This is a genomic window from Sulfitobacter sp. HI0040 (assembly GCF_001634885.1).
Classification (GTDB): domain Bacteria; phylum Pseudomonadota; class Alphaproteobacteria; order Rhodobacterales; family Rhodobacteraceae; genus Sulfitobacter.
Window position 1 is genome coordinate 1 of record NZ_LWEX01000606.1, and the last position, 16,967, is coordinate 16,967.

The 16,967-nt window shown below is 62.8% G+C and carries 16 protein-coding genes and 1 tRNA gene; 13 read left to right on the plus strand and 4 right to left on the minus strand.

Annotated features, from left to right (window positions below; translation table 11 throughout):
- The 5 genes from A3728_RS21515 to A3728_RS21535 form a co-directional block, all read left to right on the plus strand.
- A partial coding sequence (locus A3728_RS21515) for a glycosyltransferase (RefSeq protein WP_269084909.1) occupies positions 1 to 462 on the plus strand: 462 nt, incomplete at its 5' end.
- Positions 455 to 1,429: a glycosyltransferase family 2 protein gene (locus A3728_RS21520; protein WP_067928641.1), complete on the plus strand. Its 975-nt coding sequence runs from the start codon at positions 455 to 457 to the stop codon at positions 1,427 to 1,429. The genes A3728_RS21515 and A3728_RS21520, both read left to right, overlap by 8 nt.
- 5 nt (positions 1,430 to 1,434) lie before the next feature.
- A complete protein-coding gene (locus tag A3728_RS21525; RefSeq protein WP_067928644.1) occupies positions 1,435 to 2,568 on the plus strand; it encodes a glycosyltransferase family 4 protein in 1,134 nt (377 codons plus the stop codon).
- 118 nt (positions 2,569 to 2,686) lie between these two features.
- Entirely contained in the window at positions 2,687 to 4,201 is a 1,515-nt protein-coding gene (locus tag A3728_RS21530) for an ATPase domain-containing protein (RefSeq protein ID WP_067928646.1), read from the plus strand.
- Positions 4,198 to 6,567, plus strand: coding sequence for a hybrid sensor histidine kinase/response regulator (locus A3728_RS21535; protein ID WP_067928649.1), 2,370 nt, complete (start codon positions 4,198 to 4,200; stop codon positions 6,565 to 6,567). Before A3728_RS21530 ends, A3728_RS21535 begins: the two co-directional genes overlap by 4 nt.
- A 232-nt stretch (positions 6,568 to 6,799) precedes the next feature.
- Here A3728_RS21535 and A3728_RS21540 read toward each other — a convergent pair whose 3' ends face one another.
- Complete coding sequence (locus A3728_RS21540; protein WP_067928651.1) at positions 6,800 to 7,129, minus strand: hypothetical protein; 330 nt, start codon at positions 7,127 to 7,129, stop codon at positions 6,800 to 6,802.
- A gap of 527 nt (positions 7,130 to 7,656) precedes the next feature.
- On the opposite strand from A3728_RS21540, the gene A3728_RS21545 reads away from it, so the two are divergent.
- The 4 genes from A3728_RS21545 (at position 7,657) to A3728_RS21560 (ending at position 12,248) form a co-directional block, all read left to right on the plus strand.
- Complete coding sequence (locus A3728_RS21545) at positions 7,657 to 8,508, plus strand: SDR family oxidoreductase (RefSeq protein WP_067928653.1); 852 nt, start codon at positions 7,657 to 7,659, stop codon at positions 8,506 to 8,508.
- A 162-nt stretch (positions 8,509 to 8,670) separates the two neighbouring features.
- A complete protein-coding gene (locus tag A3728_RS21550; RefSeq protein ID WP_201722202.1) occupies positions 8,671 to 9,501 on the plus strand; it encodes an FAS1-like dehydratase domain-containing protein in 831 nt (276 codons plus the stop codon).
- The gene (locus A3728_RS21555; protein WP_082851092.1) at positions 9,495 to 10,460 is read left to right on the plus strand and encodes a DMT family transporter; all 966 of its coding nucleotides are present in this window, start codon (positions 9,495 to 9,497) and stop codon (positions 10,458 to 10,460) included. The genes A3728_RS21550 and A3728_RS21555 overlap by 7 nt, the downstream gene beginning before the upstream one ends.
- A 114-nt stretch (positions 10,461 to 10,574) precedes the next feature.
- Positions 10,575 to 12,248, plus strand: coding sequence for a thiamine pyrophosphate-dependent enzyme (locus A3728_RS21560; protein ID WP_067928657.1), 1,674 nt, complete (start codon positions 10,575 to 10,577; stop codon positions 12,246 to 12,248).
- 11 nt (positions 12,249 to 12,259) lie between these two features.
- On the opposite strand, the gene A3728_RS21565 is transcribed toward A3728_RS21560, so the two are convergent.
- Positions 12,260 to 12,336, minus strand: a tRNA-Ile gene (locus A3728_RS21565).
- Between the two features lie 115 nt (positions 12,337 to 12,451).
- Between A3728_RS21565 and purM the strand changes: the two genes are divergently transcribed.
- The 3 genes from purM (at position 12,452) to rnd (ending at position 15,324) form a co-directional block, all read left to right on the plus strand.
- Positions 12,452 to 13,498 (plus strand): phosphoribosylformylglycinamidine cyclo-ligase, encoded by a 1,047-nt coding sequence (gene purM, locus A3728_RS21570; RefSeq protein WP_067928660.1) that lies wholly within the window; start codon positions 12,452 to 12,454, stop codon positions 13,496 to 13,498.
- Positions 13,495 to 14,085, plus strand: a complete 591-nt coding sequence (gene purN, locus A3728_RS21575; RefSeq protein WP_067928662.1) for a phosphoribosylglycinamide formyltransferase — start codon at positions 13,495 to 13,497, stop codon at positions 14,083 to 14,085. The genes purM and purN overlap by 4 nt, the downstream gene beginning before the upstream one ends.
- Before the next feature lie 81 nt (positions 14,086 to 14,166).
- Positions 14,167 to 15,324 (plus strand): ribonuclease D, encoded by a 1,158-nt coding sequence (rnd, locus tag A3728_RS21580; protein ID WP_067928664.1) that lies wholly within the window; start codon positions 14,167 to 14,169, stop codon positions 15,322 to 15,324.
- Positions 15,325 to 15,357: 33 nt separating this feature from the next.
- Here the strand turns inward: rnd and A3728_RS21585 are convergent, their stop codons facing one another.
- Positions 15,358 to 15,888, minus strand: coding sequence for a hypothetical protein (locus A3728_RS21585; RefSeq protein WP_067928666.1), 531 nt, complete (start codon positions 15,886 to 15,888; stop codon positions 15,358 to 15,360).
- A gap of 121 nt (positions 15,889 to 16,009) precedes the next feature.
- Between A3728_RS21585 and A3728_RS21590 the strand changes: the two genes are divergently transcribed.
- On the plus strand, positions 16,010 to 16,429 hold the full coding sequence (locus A3728_RS21590; protein WP_067928668.1) for a SufE family protein: 420 nt from the start codon (positions 16,010 to 16,012) through the stop codon (positions 16,427 to 16,429).
- A gap of 13 nt (positions 16,430 to 16,442) precedes the next feature.
- Here A3728_RS21590 and A3728_RS21595 read toward each other — a convergent pair.
- Positions 16,443 to 16,967, minus strand: a 525-nt coding sequence (locus A3728_RS21595; protein ID WP_067928670.1) for a DUF1638 domain-containing protein, incomplete at its 5' end; no start/stop codon positions are given.

Here is a 16,967-nt window from a genome sequence, read left to right on the forward strand (position 1 = left end):
GAGAGCCAGTGGATCACGGTGGGCCGCATCGCGACGGATTGGCATGCGACACCCTGCATCAACCTTAAGCACGCGGGCTGGGTCGACGGGGTGGAGGACCATATCGCCGCTGCCGATCTGGTCGTTTCCTCCGCCGGAAACACCACCTGCACGCAGGTATTGCGGGCGGGCAAGCCGTGGATCGTTGTCCCTGAATGGCGCTACTTCGATGAGCAGTTGCGCAAGGCGCAAGCACTGGCCAAGGCCGGTGTGGCGCTGCACCTGCAAGATTTCCCCGCCTCCGTTCAGGCGTGGCGTGCGGCCGAAGCCGAAGCCGAGGCGCGCCACGATCCGGCGCTGCAGGGATCGCTGGTGCGGGCGGATGCCGCACTTGCCACCGCAGACTGGCTGGAGGCGCTGATCGCGCGGCTCTGGTCCTATGAACCGACAAACCAGATGAAGAAAGAGGTCAATCATGTCTGACGTATCCGTCCTGACAATCGCCGCGGGGCGCGAGGAACATCTGCGCAACGTAGTGCGCGGTCTCGCACGGCAGACGCAGCAACCTGTGGAGCTGGTCATCGCCGTGATGCAGGACGATATCTACCGCGACCTTCCGCGCACGAATTTCCCGATCCGGCAATTGCGCATGGACCAGAACGATATGCCCCTTGCAGGCGCCCGGAACCGGGCCGCCGCGCAATCGAAGGGGGAGAAGCTCGTCTTTCTCGATGTCGATTGCATCCCGGCGCCGAGGCTCGTCGCGGATTATGCCGCACATCTCGATCACGGACCGGGCCTCTATATGGGGGAAGTGCTGTATCTGCCGGGTGGCGCGGCCCGGGATGGCATCGATTACGACGCTTTCGACCGTATCGCAGTGTGCCATACCGACCGGCGCGGCCCGCCCGAAGGCGCGCTCGATCTCTGCGAAGACTACCGCTGCTTCTGGTCCCTCAACTTCGCGATGACGCGCGAAGACTGGGAGGCGATCGGCGGCTTTGATGAGCGCTACAAAGGATATGGTGGCGAGGATACTGATTTCGGGCGGCAGGTCGCCGAGGCGGGGATGCCGATCTACTGGGCGCGCGGTGCGCGGGCCTATCACCAGTATCATGTGCACTTCATGCCCCCGATCCATCATGTTGCATCGGTCATCCGAAATGCGGAGCTTTTTGCAGAGAAATGGGGCCACCGCACGATGGAGCACTGGCTGCACGCCTTCGTCCGCATGGGGCTGATCGAGAACACGCCCCAAGGCCTGCGCATCCTGAGAGAGCCGAACGAGGACGACATCGCGTTGTGCCGTCAGGATCCGGATATGCCTTTTGCCAGCACCCGGCGGGTGCTCGACATCCTCGATGGCGTCGACCCGAAGGTGGCGTGGCGCAAGCGTCACGCGGAACTGGAAAAGGCGCAGTCCCGTCTTCTGTTGCCAGCCGCAGAGTAGCCGCCATGCGCATCGCCATCGTCTCTCATATCCGTCATGCCATCGCAGCGCCTTTCATGGGCGGGATGGAAGCGCATTCGCATATGCTGGCGACTGTGCTGCGCGACCGGGGCCATGAAGTGACGCTCTTTGCCTCAGGTGACAGCAAGCCGGACGCGGGCATCGCGTTGGAACCCATCGTCACCCGGCATTATGACGCGGTCTATCCATGGCATGACTTTCACGGTACGGAGGTGCTGAACACGCATCTCGATACGGCCTATGGGGCGGTACTGCCGAAGCTGACTCCGGATCGTTTCGACGTCGTGCACAACAATTCCCTTCACCGCTATCTGCCCCGGCACGCGCGTCAAATCGGCATGCCGATGCTCACCTCGCTGCATGTGCCGCCTTTCAAGGTGCTGCGCCGGGCGGTGGAGGATTCAATCGCCCCCTGGTGCCATTTCACCGTCTGTTCGCAGGATCAGTTGAACGAATGGTGGCCGGAGCACAAACCGGAAGAGGGGCATGTTGTCTACAACGGGATCGACCTTGCGAAGTGGGATTTCGTGGCTCAGGGCGACGGAACCGCCGTCTGGGTCGGAAGGATCACCCCCACGAAGGGAACCGGCCCCGCCGTGCAGGCCGCAAGGCGCGCGGGGGTGCGCCTGAGGATCTATGGGGTGATCGAACATCAGGACTATTTCGAGACGGAGGTGGCACCCTACCTTGATGAGCGGATCACCTATGAGGGGCACCTTGATCAGTCGCAACTGCGCGCACGGATCGGTGCGGCCTCTGTCGCACTGTTCACGCCCTGCTGGAACGAACCCTTCGGTCTGGTCGCTGCCGAAGCCATGGCCTGCGGCGTGCCGGTGGCAGGCTTCGCCCGGGGCGCTGCGGCGGAAGTCACGGGAAATGGCGGTCGCCTCGTCCCGGAAGGCGATATCGACGCCCTGGCAGAGGCGATCAAGGTCGCAGGTCGGATAGACCGGGCCATGGTCCGTCGACGTGTGGCGGAGAACTTCAGCCTCGATACCATGGTGCGCGGCTATGAAGGGCTTTACGACCGGGCCCGCCGTGGCGCTGCGTCCTTTGTCGCACCGCGGCGTTTTGCCCCCTATGAGCTGCCGGAACCTCAACCCCTGGTCGCTGAATAGCGGGTGGGCCAGGCGTCGCGCCGATACTTCCCTTCGGTAAAGTTTGGGTGCTGTTTCACTACACCTTTTCGAGGCTTCGCCCTATGTTCCAGAAAAACGACTGTTCTGGATACTTGTAATGAATGATTCGACTAACCCGTCTAGCTGGAGCGGCGAGAGAATATGTACTGGCACCAAAGGGTTGGACGACGTTCTATGCGGCGGCCTGACCAAAAGCCGTCTGTATCTCGTCGAAGGCACACCGGGCTCCGGCAAGACGACCCTTTCGATGCGCTTCCTCTTGGAAGGGCATAAAAACGGGGAGCGTGGCCTTTATATCACGCTGTCAGAGACCATTCAGGAACTCAACGAAGTTGCGAACTCCCATGGTTGGGATCTGAGCGGTCTGGAACTGTTCGAACTGGTCCCGGAAGAAGACTTCAGTATCGAGAATGAACAGACTTTGCTGCATCCCAGCGAATTCGAATTGGGCGAGACCGTCAAAGGCGTGATGAGCCGGGTGGAGCAGACCAGCCCGAAGCGGGTCGTGCTGGACAGCCTGTCAGAGCTGCGGCTGTTGGCGCAGAACCCGCTGCGTTACCGCCGCCAGATCCTCGCCCTCAAACACTTCTTCGCCAAGCGCAACTGCACCGTGCTGGTGCTGGACGATCACAGCGCAGGGTCGAACGATCTGCAGCTTCATTCGATCGCACATGGGGTGATCTCGCTTGAGCAATCCGCCAGCGACTTCGGATCGGAACGCCGCCGGATGAGGATCGTGAAGATGCGCGGGCTGAAGTATCGCGGCGGGTACCATGATTTTTCCATCGAACGGGGCGGGCTAGAGGTTCATCCCCGCCTGATCGCGTCAGAACATCACCGGACCTTCTCCTCCGAGCCTGTGACCACGGGGCTTGCCGGTCTCGATGCGCTTCTGGGCCAAGGGCTTGTGCCGGGGACCAACACGCTGCTCGTGGGGCCCGCGGGCGTGGGCAAGACCACCACCGCGATCCGCTGCATGCTCGCCGCCCTGCGCAAGGGCCAGAACGCCGCATATTATCTTTTCGACGAACGGCTATCGACGCTGATCATCCGGTCAAAAGCGCTGGGTATGGATTTGCAACCCTATCTCGACAACGGGCAACTGATCCTGCGCCAGATCGACCCGGCAGAGCTTTCCCCCGGCGAATTTGCCACCATGGTCCGCTACGCGGTGGAGGAGCATAACGCCGATATCGTGGCGATCGACAGCCTCAACGCCTATCTCTACGCCATGCCGAGCGACAATTACCTCGTGCTCCAGCTGCATGAATTGCTGAGCTACCTCAGCCAGCAGGGTGTCGTTTCGCTGATGATTCTCGGACAGCATGGGATTATCGGCGATCTGCGCAGCGATATCGATGTCAGCTATCTTGCCGATACGGTCATGCTCCTGCGCTTCTTCGAGGCGAAGGGTTCCGTGCTCAAGTCCATCGCCGTGGTCAAGACACGCACGGCGGAGCATGAACGCAGTCTGCGCGAGTTCCGCATAAGCGACAAGGGGATCGAGATCGGGGACCCCATAGCGGCCTTTACCGGTATCCTGTCGGGGGCCCCGGTGTTCGAGGCCGGCCCGCTTCTTTCCGATTCCGGAAGGGAAGGGTCTTCGCGGTGAACGCTTTCGGTAACCCCTCCCCGGGATCCCGACAGGCGGATGAAAAGCTTACGACCATCGCGATCTTTGCCCCCCATGGGCGGGACGCCCAGGTTGCGCTGAAGCTTTTGGAAAAGGAAGGGTATGACGCGGTAACGGTAGACACGCTTTCCGAACTCGGATCCCATATCCGCAACCACATCGGCTGCATATTGATGACCGAAGAAGCGATGGCGAGCGATAATCTTGCCGTCGTGCAGGAGGCGATTGCCGATCAGCCTTCATGGTCGGATCTGCCGTTTGTCGTTCTTTCCAACGGTACGGCAAGCCAGCGAAGCCGGAACGCGACATCCCGCATCGATACCCTGCGGAATGTGATCCTGCTTTCGCGCCCGCTGCACGCCGAAGAGCTTATACGCGCAATCAACTGGGCGCTTGCGGCGCGTGTAAGGCAGGTTCAAGCCCGTCAGCATGTGGAGGAAATCGAGCTCCGCGAAAGCCAGTTGCTCGAAAGCGAGACGCGCTTTCATACCATCGTGAATTCCGTCGATCAGATGATCTGGTCGACCCGCCCTGACGGCTTTCACGATTTTTACAACGATCGGTGGTACGAATATACCGGCGTGCCCAAGAATTCGACGGACGGGGATGCCTGGAACGGGATGTTCCATGAGGAGGATCAGGAAAGATCCCGGCGTATCTGGCAGCATTCACTGGATACGGGCGAACCCTACGAGATTGAGTACCGCCTTCGCCACCGCTCCGGCGCCTATCGCTGGGTGCTGGGCCGGGCCCAACCCGTGCGCGGGCCGGACGGGACGATCAAGCGCTGGTACGGAACCTGCACCGATATTCACGACGAAGTGGTCGCCCGCACGGAGGAAGTGCATGAACTGACAAAGCAGCGCGACACGGCATGGGACCTGACCGAGGATCTGCTGGCCGTGGTGGCGCAGGACGGCAGCGCAGAGACGGTCAATGCGGCCTGGCAGCGTCAGTTGGGATATGCGCCGGAGGAGCTGATCGGCAAGACATTCGAGCCGCTTCTGCATCCGGACGACATGGACAAGACCGTGGCGGCGTTTGACAACATCGAAAATGACCCTGTGGCCAAACCCTACGAAAACCGGCTGCGGCACAAGGACGGCAGCTATCTTACCTTCGTGTGGTCGGCAACGATGCGCAATGGCCGCATCTATGCCTTCGGGCGCAATGTGACCGAGGAGCGCGCGCGCGAAGCAGCACTGGCGGAAACCGAAGCCGCCCTGCGCCAGAGCCAGAAGCTGGAGATGATCGGCCAGCTGACCGGGGGCGTTGCACATGACTTCAACAACCTGCTCATGGCGATCCAGTCGAGCCTCAACCTTCTGCAGAAGCGGCTGGTGGCACCTTCGGACGAGGTCAGCCGCTTTATCGACAACGCCCGACAGGCAACGGAACGGGGCGCGCGCCTTACCCAGCGGATGCTCGCGTTCGCGCGAAAGCAGGACCTGAACGCCCATGTGGTCGATGTCGGTGCATTGGTGCCGGATATGCGGGATCTGCTGCAGCGGTCCCTGGGCGCCGAGATCGAGCTTGAAATGACGGTTGCCGAAGATGTGGCGCCGGCGCTGGTGGACCGTAACCAGCTTGAAATGGCGATCCTGAACCTTGCCGTGAACAGTCGCGATGCGCTGGACGGGACCGGTACGATCTCCATCACCGTCGATGAAGTGGATTGGGACGAGCCCCGTGATCTGGAGCCGGGCCGCTATGTGCGGATCTCGGTCTCCGACAACGGATCGGGGATGGATTCCGCGACGCTGTCTCAGGCCATGGAACCTTTCTTTACCACCAAGGGTGTGGGCAAGGGCACCGGGCTGGGCCTGTCCATGGTACATGGTCTGGCGAAGCAATCGGGGGGCACGTTCATCATGGAAAGTACCTTGGGGGAGGGCACGAAGGCCTGCCTGTTGCTGCCGGTGGCCGAACAGGATGCAGAGACCGGCGAAGCGGAAGCGGAAGCCGAAGAGCAGCAAACCAAGACGGACCGCAGCCGCGTGATCCTTGCCGTCGACGACGATTTCCTCGTCTCCATGGGCACCGTCGCGATGCTGGAGGATCTCGGTCACGAGGTGATCGAGGCCCATTCGGGTGCAGAGGCGCTCACCCAACTTTCGGAGCGCCCGGATATCGAATTGATCGTCACCGATCAGGCCATGCCGAAGATGACCGGCGTCGAACTGGCGCAGCAGGTCCGCGAATCCAGGCCTGACATGCCCATCATCCTCGCGACAGGCTATGCCGACATGCCGGAAGGCGGAGCCAAGTACATCACCGCGAAGCTGGACAAGCCGTTTTCGGACGCGGGCCTAGCCAAGGTTCTGGGGGATGTGTTGAAAGGCTAGCTGGGCTTGGGGGGTCGGGAGTCGCCGCAACAACGCGGCGGCTTTTTACCCTAAGTTAGCCTTTGGGCTCTATTCCTGCTTCGCGTACCGGTAGTTGGTCGTTTCAAGCAGGAGGTTCTGAAAGCGCAGCAAACGAGTTTTGCAAAAATCCAAAAAGGAAACGCCCCACGGTGAATTACCGCAGGGCGTATCGATGCTGATCCTAAAGGGCGTTCTATACGCCCAAGGAAGATCAGGGTGTAGTTGTTGTCGTGGTCGAGTCGTCGTCGTCAGCTGCAATAGCTGCAACGAGCAGAACGCCGGCACCGACTGTCGCAGCTGTTGCCAGACCGCCGTCGAAGAGACCGCCAGTACCTGCTTGGATGCAGTTACGGCCGCGAACGCCGTTTGTCACAACGATTTCGGGCTCGCAGTTGTAGATCACGCCGTTCTGGCCCTGGATCTGAAGGGGATACTCGGGGTTGCCGGACTGACCGAGCACTGCTTCGGTCGTTGTTGTCTGTGCGAATGCCGCGGAAGAAAGCACGACTGCCGAGCTAATAAGGGAGATCATAAATTTCATTGTACACCACTCCTATGGTTTATGCTGCTACCGAACATATAGCAGGTGTTAATCTGCGGGCAAGGAAAAACATCGTCCGTATAGTGTTAGTATCCTACAGGAATTTCTTAACAATTCCAAGGAACAAGATAGCTGTGATGCCGGTTATAGAGAGTCCGAAACAACTTTCGCGTGCAGGGTTGGCACTAAGACGAGAACTAGTTTGAATGGAAGTCGAATTTTCGCTTCCGGAGGTGATTGCGCCTTGCAACTCATCCTTACAAAGAATGTGTAAATTCCCAATACTTCTACCGGCAGGTCCCAGAAGCGCTTTGAGACTGTCTTGACAGGCGGGCTGGAGGCCTTTGCTAAAGTCGCTATGCACAAAGCGCGGCGCCCCGCGAGTCCTCCGAACTATTCATGCACCGTAGCTTCCACATGTGCTCCGCTACCGGGTCGGAACGGAAAACCGGCGTCCCTCGTTCATCCCACAGCGGGGGATGCGCCGCGTCCTGACCCGCTTTGGTTAACGCGTTCAGGAGAGTCAGATGTCACAGGATTTCACCCCGATGGACAGCCCGCAGCGCCAGCCCGGGCTCGAACATGAAATGGACCCCGCACCCCAATACATGCCGCGCTATCCCGGCTCGGACCGGCTGAAGGGAAAGGTCGCGCTCATCACGGGTGGTGATTCCGGGATAGGTCGCGCTACGGCGGTACTCTATGCCCGGGAGGGCGCAAAGGTTGCCATTGTTTACCGGGATGAGGACAAGGATGCCCGCAAAACAGCGGACCTCATCGAGGATGAGGGGAGCCAATCCCTGCTGATCAAGGGGGACGTGGGGGACAAATCCTTCTGCGAGGATGCCGTTCGCCAAACTATGGATAAGTTCGGCCAACTCGACATTCTGGTGAACGACGCGGGTGAGCAGCACGCACAGGAGAATGTGGAAGATATCGAGGAAGCGCAGATCGAACGCACGTTTCGCACGAATATATTCGGCATGATGTTCATGACGCAGGCCGCGTTGCCGCATTTGAAAAAGGGTGCGCGCATCATCTGCGTCACGTCCGTCACGGCCTACAAGGGGCAGGACCTGCTGGTCGATTATGCTTCCACCAAGGGCGCGATCCTTGCGTTCCTGCGTGCCATGTCGGGCAAACTGGCGCCCGAGGGGATACTGGTAAACGGGGTGGCCCCCGGCCCGATCTGGACGCCGCTGATCCCGGCCTCCTTCCCCGAAGAGGCGGTGGAAGATTTCGGCAAAAACGCACCTCTCGGTCGACCGGGGCAGCCGAACGAGGTGGCGCCTTCGCTTCTGTTTCTCGCCTGCGACGATTCCTCTTACATGACCGGGCAGGTACTGCATCCCAACGGGGGCACGCTCGTCGGTGGCTGACGGGCACAGGATGCCATAGGGAAAAAGGAAACGACCCTTTGCATTCGGGGGCAGGGCGGTTCAGATGTACCCTGACCCGCTTTGGAGGAGGATAGCCCAATGCCCCATACCCGGCCCCCGCGCTTCACGAATAACCCATCCACGTCATAAATCATGTCGACGATGATGGACATAAAAAGGCTGCGCGAATGGATCGGTCGATCTGAAACCGAAGAAGAAGTTCTTTCCACACGGATAGCAACACAGTTCGCCGCAACGCTCGATCTGCCGGGGGAATGGACGGAAGGGGCAGAGGCGCCGCCGATGATTCACTGGTGCCTCGCCCAAGGCAGGGAGCCGACGCGCGCGCTGGCAGATGACGGTCATCCGCCGCGCGGGGGCTTTCTGCCGCCGGTAACCCTGCCGCGCCGGATGTGGGCGGGGGGAGAGTTGAGTTTCGTCGCGCCGCTGCGGGTAGGCAGTGTGGTGGAACGGCGCTCGACGGTTAGGGATGTCGTTGCGAAAGAGGGGCGCAGCGGGCCGCTCTGCTTTGTCACCGTCGAACACGTGTATCGCTGTGACGGGGTCGAAGCGCTGACCGAGCGGCAGGATATCGTTTACCGCGAGGCAGCTTCGACCCATAAGCCGGGCCAAGGGCAGAAGGCCCCGGAAGGGCAGGAACATCGCAGCATAACCCCCAGCCGTGCGTTACTTTTTCGCTATTCTGCGGTCACCTTCAATGCGCATCGGATTCACTACGATATTGTCTATGCCCGCGAGGACGAAGGCTATCCCGGTCTTGTGGTGCACGGCCCGCTGCAGGCCACTTTGCTCTGCCAATATGCCCGGACGCTTTCGGGCAAGCCACCGCGCCGCTTCGCATTCCGTAGCCATTCCCCGGTCTTCGACACCTCTGATTTCACGCTGAACGCGACCCAAGAGGGGGAGGAAATGCAGCTCTGGACGGCTCAGGCAAACGGCCCCCGCGCGATGGTGGCGACGGCCACATGGTAGAGGCGATCGCCACGTCAGGCGCAGAAACCGAGGCTTCGACAGGCAGCAAGACCTCCGGGGGGAGCGGTGATCAACGCACCATGGGCGCGCTCCTCTGTCTCTTCGCCGCCGTGGCATGGGGGACGACCGGCACCGCCGCGACCTTCGCGCCGGGGGTCGGCCCGCTTGCGATCGGGGCGGCGGCCATGGGCATTGGCGGGCTGTTGCAGGCGCTCACCGCGTGGCGTCATATCATGTCGCACCGGGCGATCCTGCGCGCGCAGACAACCGCTTGGGCCATCGGCGCGGTGGCCGTCGCGATCTATCCGCTGGCGTTCTACGCATCGATGCATTTTGCGGGGGTCACCGTGGGGACGGTCGTTTCCATCGGTTCCGCTCCGTTGGTCTCGGCCCTGATCGAAAACCGGATGGACCATCGGCCATTGTCGCTGCACTGGGCGGTGGGCGCGGCGCTGGGGCTCGCCGGTATCCTCCTGCTGAGCCTCACCGAAGGGGATGAGACCCTTGCCGGGAATGTGCCGCTGGGCGCGGCGCTCGGTCTTCTGGCGGGGGGGACATACGCGGGCTATTCCTGGACAGCGCAGCGCATGATGCGGCGCGGGGTGCCGCCGCGCGCCGCCATGGGCGCGACATTCGGCGCGGGCGGGCTGCTGTTGCTGCCGGTGCTTCTGGTCACGGGGGCCGGGTTCCTGGAAAGCGCGGGGAACATGGCGGTCGGTCTCTATATGGCGATTGTGCCGATGTTTCTGGGGTATCTCGCTTTCGGCGGGGGCCTTGCCCGGGTGGAGGCCTCCACCGCTACGACCCTCACGCTGTTCGAGCCTGCTGTTGCCGCCGTCCTTGCCGCTACGGTGGTCGGTGAATCGCTGCCGCCCGCCGCATGGTTCGGCGTGGGTTTGATCCTGCTGTGCCTCGTCTGGACGACACTGCCCGCCCCGAGGCGCCCGCTGTTGCGTTAGTGCGCGCGCCCGTTTGGTTGCCAATCCTCCGCGAATGCTGTTTCGATCCGCATCATAGCGGGAACTTCGCGGCCCGTGCGGCAGGCCGCCCGCCACTTTGAAAGGAACGAGACGATGAAACGACATGGTGGGCATCTTCTGGTGGAATCTCTGTTGGCGCTGGGTGCGACAAAGGCATTCGGGGTGCCGGGAGAAAGCTACCTCGCCGTGCTGGACGCCTTGCACGATACCAGGGGGCGGCTCGACTTCATCAACTGCAGGCACGAGGGCGGGGCGAGCTTCATGGCCGCCGCATGGGGCAAGCTGACGGGTAAGCCCGGCATCTGCATGGTCACGCGCGGCCCCGGTGCCACCAATGCCTCCATCGGTGTGCATACCGCCATGCAGGACAGCGCGCCGATGCTGCTCTTCGTGGGTCAGATCGGGACCGACATGCGCGGCCGGGAAGCCTTTCAGGAACTCGACTACCGCGCCGTGTTCGGCACCATGGCCAAATGGGCGACGGAGATCGACGATGTGGCGCGGATCCCCGAAATCCTCGCCCGGGCATGGAAGACGGCAACGACGGGGCGGCCCGGTCCCGTCGTGATCGCCTTGCCCGAGGATATGTTAACCCAACTCACCGACGTCGCCGCCCTGTCCGGTTCCGGCACCTATCCCGAAGCCGCGCCGGCGGCGGAGGCCGTGGCGCAGACGCGCGAAATCCTCGCCTCGGCGGCGCGGCCTCTCATCCTCTTTGGTGGATGCAACTGGACGGCGGAAGGGTCCGAGGCCCTGCAGCGCTTCGCGGAGAGCTCCGACATCCCGGTCGTCTCGGTCTTTCGCTATCAGGACCAGTACGACAACCATTCCGACACCTTTTGCGGCGAGGCCGGGGTCGGCATGATGCCCGGCGTGCGCGACCTGATCCGGAGCGCGGACGTGATCCTCGCCCTCAACAACCGGTTCGGCGAGAACTCGACCGAAGCCTGGACCCTGCTGGAGGTGCCGGAGCCGCATCAGCGCTTGGTGCATGTTCACGCCTCGGACGGGGAGCTTGGCAAGGTTTATCAGCCGGAACTGGGGATCTGTTGCGGCCACAACGCCTTTGCCGTGGCATTGGCAGAGACGCCGGTTTCCGGGGATTGGGCGGATTGGCGCAAGCAGGCAAGGGCGACATGGGAAGCGGGCTTTGACCTTGAGGACCTGCCGAGCCCTGTCGATATGGGCAAGGTCACCGCACACCTGCGCGAGGTGCTGCCCGAGGATGCAATTCTGACCAACGGGGCGGGGAACTTCGCGGTCTGGCCCAACAAGTTCTACCGCTTCGGCCCTTCCGCCCGCCTGCTGGCCCCGCAGTCCGGCGCCATGGGCTACGGCGTGCCCGCGGCCATCGCCGCCAAGATCGCGGAGCCGGGCCGCACGGTCGTCTGTTTCGCGGGCGACGGCGATTTCCAGATGACCTCGCAAGAGCTGGCGACCGCGGCGCAATACGGTGCGCAGCCTATCTTTCTGATCGTCAACAACGGCACCTACGGCACGATCCGCGCGCATCAGGAACGCAACTACCCCACCCGCGTCTCGGGAACCGAGATGGACGTGAACCCCGATTTCGTAGCACTTGCCAAAGCCTATGGTTTCCACGCGGAACGGGTCGAGAAAACGCAGGACTTTGCGGCGGCTTTCGAACGCGCGCGCGCTTCTGGCAATGGGGCGGTGCTCGACCTCGTGGTCTCGGCCGAGGCGCTGACCCCGCGTGTCACCCTGTCGCAGATGCGCGCGGCTGCATTGGAGCGGAGCGGGAGCTGAAGGTGACGGCATGGTAGGCCCGGCAGGACTTGAACCCGCAACCAAAGCGTTATGAGCGCTCTGCTCTAACCAATTGAGCTACAGGCCCGCCACGGGGCTTGGGTATGCAACGCGGGGGGCTTCGTCAAGACTTGCCGTTGCGCTGGCGGAGTTGATCGACTAACCCCGGCGCAACGCCTCTGTCCGCCCCGAAGGAGCCTGCGATGACGACGTCCAAGACAGCGATGACCTATGCCGATGCCGGTGTCGATATCGACGCGGGCAATGCGCTGGTCGACCGGATCAAACCCGCGGCAAAGCGCACGGCCCGGCCCGGGGTGATGTCGGGCCTCGGTGGTTTCGGCGCGCTTTTCGACCTCAAGGGGGCAGGCTATTCCGACCCCGTTCTGGTGGCGGCTACGGACGGTGTGGGTACTAAGCTGCGCATCGCCATCGACACCGGCAATGTATCGGGCATCGGCATCGATCTGGTGGCGATGTGCGTCAACGATCTTGTCTGTCAGGGGGCCGAGCCGCTCTTCTTTCTCGACTATTTCGCGACCGGCAAGCTGGAACTGGATCAGGCGGCGGCGATCATCGAAAGCATCGCCGAAGGCTGCGCGCAGTCGGGTTGCGCCCTGATCGGGGGCGAGACGGCTGAAATGCCGGGCATGTACGCGCGCGGTGATTTCGATCTCGCTGGCTTTGCCGTCGGCGCGATGGAGCGGGGGCGGGATCTGCCGCGCAATGTAGAGGCGGGCGACGTGCTGCTCGCCCTGCCGAGCGCCGGGGTGCATTCCAACGGCTACAGCCTCGTGCGGCGCATCGTGGAGCGCAGCGGGCTGGGCTGGAACGATGCTTGCCCGTGGTCCGATACCACGCTGGGGGAGGCGCTGCTGATCCCCACGAAGCTCTACGTCAAGGGGGCCGTGGCCGCCTTGCGCGACGATGCGGTGAACGCACTGGCCCATATCACCGGCGGCGGGCTGACGGAAAATCTGCCGCGCGTCCTCCCCGAAGGGCTGGGGGCCGAGATTGATCTGGGAAGCTGGTCGCTTCCGCCCGTGTTCCAGTGGCTGGCGGAGGTCGGCGGCATGGAGCAAGCCGAAATGCTCAAGACCTTCAATGCAGGCGTCGGCATGATCGCCGTCGTTCCCGCCGAAAAGGTCGATGCGGCGAAGGCGGCTTTCGCCGAAGACGGCCATGCCGCCTTCGAGGCGGGCCGGATCGTCGCGGGCGAGGGGCTGCGCTATCACGGAAGCCTGCTTTGACCCAACGGGTTGCCATTCTGATCTCCGGCGGCGGCTCGAACATGCGGGCGCTGGTGTCGGACATGACAGGCGATCACCCCGCACGGCCCTGCGTGGTGCTGTCCAACACCGCCGAAGCCGGGGGTATCGCATGGGCCCGCGCGCAGGGCATCGCCACCGAGGTGGTGGACCACCGCCCCTTCGCGGGCGACCGCGCGGCCTTTGAGGCGGCGCTGCAGGCTGCCTTGGCGCCCCATGATCCGCAGATCATCTGCCTTGCCGGGTTCATGCGCAAACTGACGGCGGGCTTCACCGACGCATGGGCGGGCCGGATGATCAACATTCATCCTTCGCTGCTGCCGCTCTATCGCGGGCTCAACACCCATGCCCGCGCGATAGAGGCGGGGGACCGCGAACATGGCTGCACGGTGCATGAGGTCACCGCCGCACTCGACGATGGCCCCATCCTTGGGCAGGCGCGGGTGCCCGTGTTGCCGGACGATACGCCCGATACGCTGGCCGCGCGTGTCCTGACACGGGAACATCAGCTTTACCCTGCTGTCCTGCGCCGTTTCGCGGCGGGGGATCGCAGGCCCGTGAACCTATAGGTTGCATACTGGTCAAGGCCGCGGGGTTGATATAGGCATGCAACAGGCCCATTGCGGTTCCCCGTCCAGTGAAGGATCTTCATGAAAACGATCACGACGACAGCCGATCTCGCCGAGTTTTGCCGGGAGGCGGCCCGCCACGACTACGTGACCGTGGATACCGAGTTCCTGCGTGAACGCACCTATTATTCGAAACTCTGCCTTGTGCAGCTTGCGATGCCCGGGCAGGACGATAGCAACGCCGTTCTGGTGGACCCGCTGTCAGATGGCCTGTCGCTGGAGCCGCTCTACGATCTCTTCCGCGATACCTCGGTGGTGAAGGTCTTTCACGCCGCCCGTCAGGATCTGGAGATCTTCTTCGTCGATGCGAAGGTCTTTCCTGAACCGCTTTTCGACACACAGGTGGCGGCCATGGTCTGCGGCTTCGGTGAGCAGGTCGGCTACGAGACGCTGGTGCGCAAGATTGCGCATCAGTCGCTCGACAAGACATCGCGTTTCACGGACTGGTCCCGGCGTCCCCTGTCCGAGGCGCAGAAGAAATATGCGCTGGCCGATGTCACCCACCTGCGCCAGATCTACGAATTTCTCGCGGCCCGGCTCGAAGAGACGGGGCGCGGTCATTGGGTCACCGAAGAGCTGGAAACGCTCACCAACCCCGATACCTATGTCACCGCGCCGCAGGATGCCTGGAAGCGGGTGAAGACCCGGACCAATTCGGCGAAGTTCCTCGCCATCGTGCGCGAACTGGCCGCCTTTCGCGAAAGCCTCGCACAGTCGCGGAACATTCCGCGCAACCGGGTTTACAAGGATGACGCGCTGGTGGAACTGGCGAGCCTGAAGCCCGCCACATATGAGGAATTGGGCCGCGCCCGCCTGCTGCTGCGCGATGCCCGCAAGGGCGAGATTGCCGACGGCATCCTGCGCGCGGTCAAGGCGGGGGTTGCCTGCAAGCCGGGCGATATGCCCAAGATCGACCGAAGCCGCGACAAGCTGCAGGTGAACCCTGCGCTGGCGGACCTTCTGCGCGTTTTGCTGAAGGCCAAGACCGAAAGCGCCGGCGTGGCAGCGAAGCTGATCGCGCCCGCCTCGGACCTCGATGCCATCGCGGCGGGGTTGCGCGACGTGCCCGCGCTCAACGGTTGGCGGCAGGAGGTGTTCGGAAACGACGCGCTGCGCCTCTGCGAGGGCGAAATCGCACTGACCGCCATCGGCAGCGACGTGAAGGTCGTGGAGCTTTAGAAAGCCGTTTCGCTCAGCCCGCTGAACGCGCGGTCAGCGACGGGCCAGAATCGCGTTGCGCTGGCCTTCGACGCGAATGGCCGTCACACCCGCGAGCGTCTGATCGGTCACTTTCCGCGCCGCGATCGCTTCGCGGGAAGGCTGCGTGCCGACACGTGTATTGAAATCAGGGCGGATCCCTTCGAGCCGGTAGCTCAGCACACCGTCCACCGGTTCTTCTTCCTCGTTCACGGGTGTAAGCTGCACCGCGTAGATGCCCTGCCGCGCGGCCACCCCCGTTGCCCGGATGATGGCGCCGCCGGGAACCGGTTCGACAACCAGATCAGCTACCTGATCGAAGGGCCGGCCAAGATATTCCTCTTCCGGTTCGGCACGCAGACGCGAAAAGAGGCCGTTGGACTCAGGAATGAGCGGGTTGGTCTGCGGGCTCGCTTCGCGGACGGGGGGCGGCGCGGTACGGGCAGATCCGAACCAGTTGAACGGATTGACCCGGCTATCGCGGACCGTGCTGCAACCGCCCAATGCGAAGGTTGCGACCAAAAGGAGTGTCAGGGTCTTGCGCATAGGTCCGCTTTCGTTCTTGCTGCAAGTTTGACTATCCTATCGGCCCGGGCTTGGGAAGGGGGTGGACCTTTGCGCGGCGGCGTTCTACGCCTCGGACGCTGCAAATGGAAGGAGACCGCAAATGGCGCAGGAAGCCTTCGAGGAGCTGGTCGAGGATTTCGAGTTTCTGGACGACTGGGAAGACCGCTATCGTCATGTGATCGATCTGGGCAAGGCGATGGACGCGCTGCCCGAAGCACTGCGCGTGCCGGCCACCAAGGTGGAGGGCTGCGCCTCTCAGGTCTGGCTGCACGCGCAATTCGATGACGGCAAGCTGCATTTCGACGGGGCGAGCGATGCGATGATCGTCTCGGGCCTCATTGCCGTGCTGCGCAAGCTTTATAACGGGCTGACCCCGCGGGAAGTGGTGGCGCTGGATGCCCGCGCCGAAATGGCACGGCTCGGCCTCAACGATCACCTGTCGGCGCAGCGGTCCAACGGGCTGCGCGCCATGATCGAGCGGATCCGCGAAACCGCCGCGCAGAGCGCCTCTTCGGCCTGAGGCACAGCGCCTGTCAGCGCAGCGCCGCGAGCGAGGTTTCGAGATCCCCGTAGCCGGTCAACCTGCGTTCAAAGCGCAGGCCCAACCGTTCGGCGCAGCGCCGTGCCTTGGCGGTCAGTTCGGGATCGTCCGTCTGGGCCTGATAGACCAGCTTTTCGTAATTGCCGAAGTACATGTCCCGCAGGTCGGGATGCCGGTCGAGGCCCATGGGCTTGACGATGAAGGCGTCGAACTGCCGGACGAGGAAATCGGTCAGGTAGAAGGCGGTGAATTCATCCTCGGCGATTTCCGAGAAGCGGTCGTTGCCTTCGAAGAAACTGTAGCAATGCGGCCCTGCGATCATCTGCACGCCCAACTCGTCGCAGGCCGCCTGCAACGTGCCGCCGGTCCCGCAATCGGCATAGACCACGAAGATCTCGTCATAGCTGTCGCGGTGGCGTGCCACGGCGGCCCGCACGGCATCGGTAATCTTTTCGGGGTAGAGATGGTATTTCGCGGGCAGGCAGGTGAGGTCCAGATGCGTCCAGCCATTCGCGGC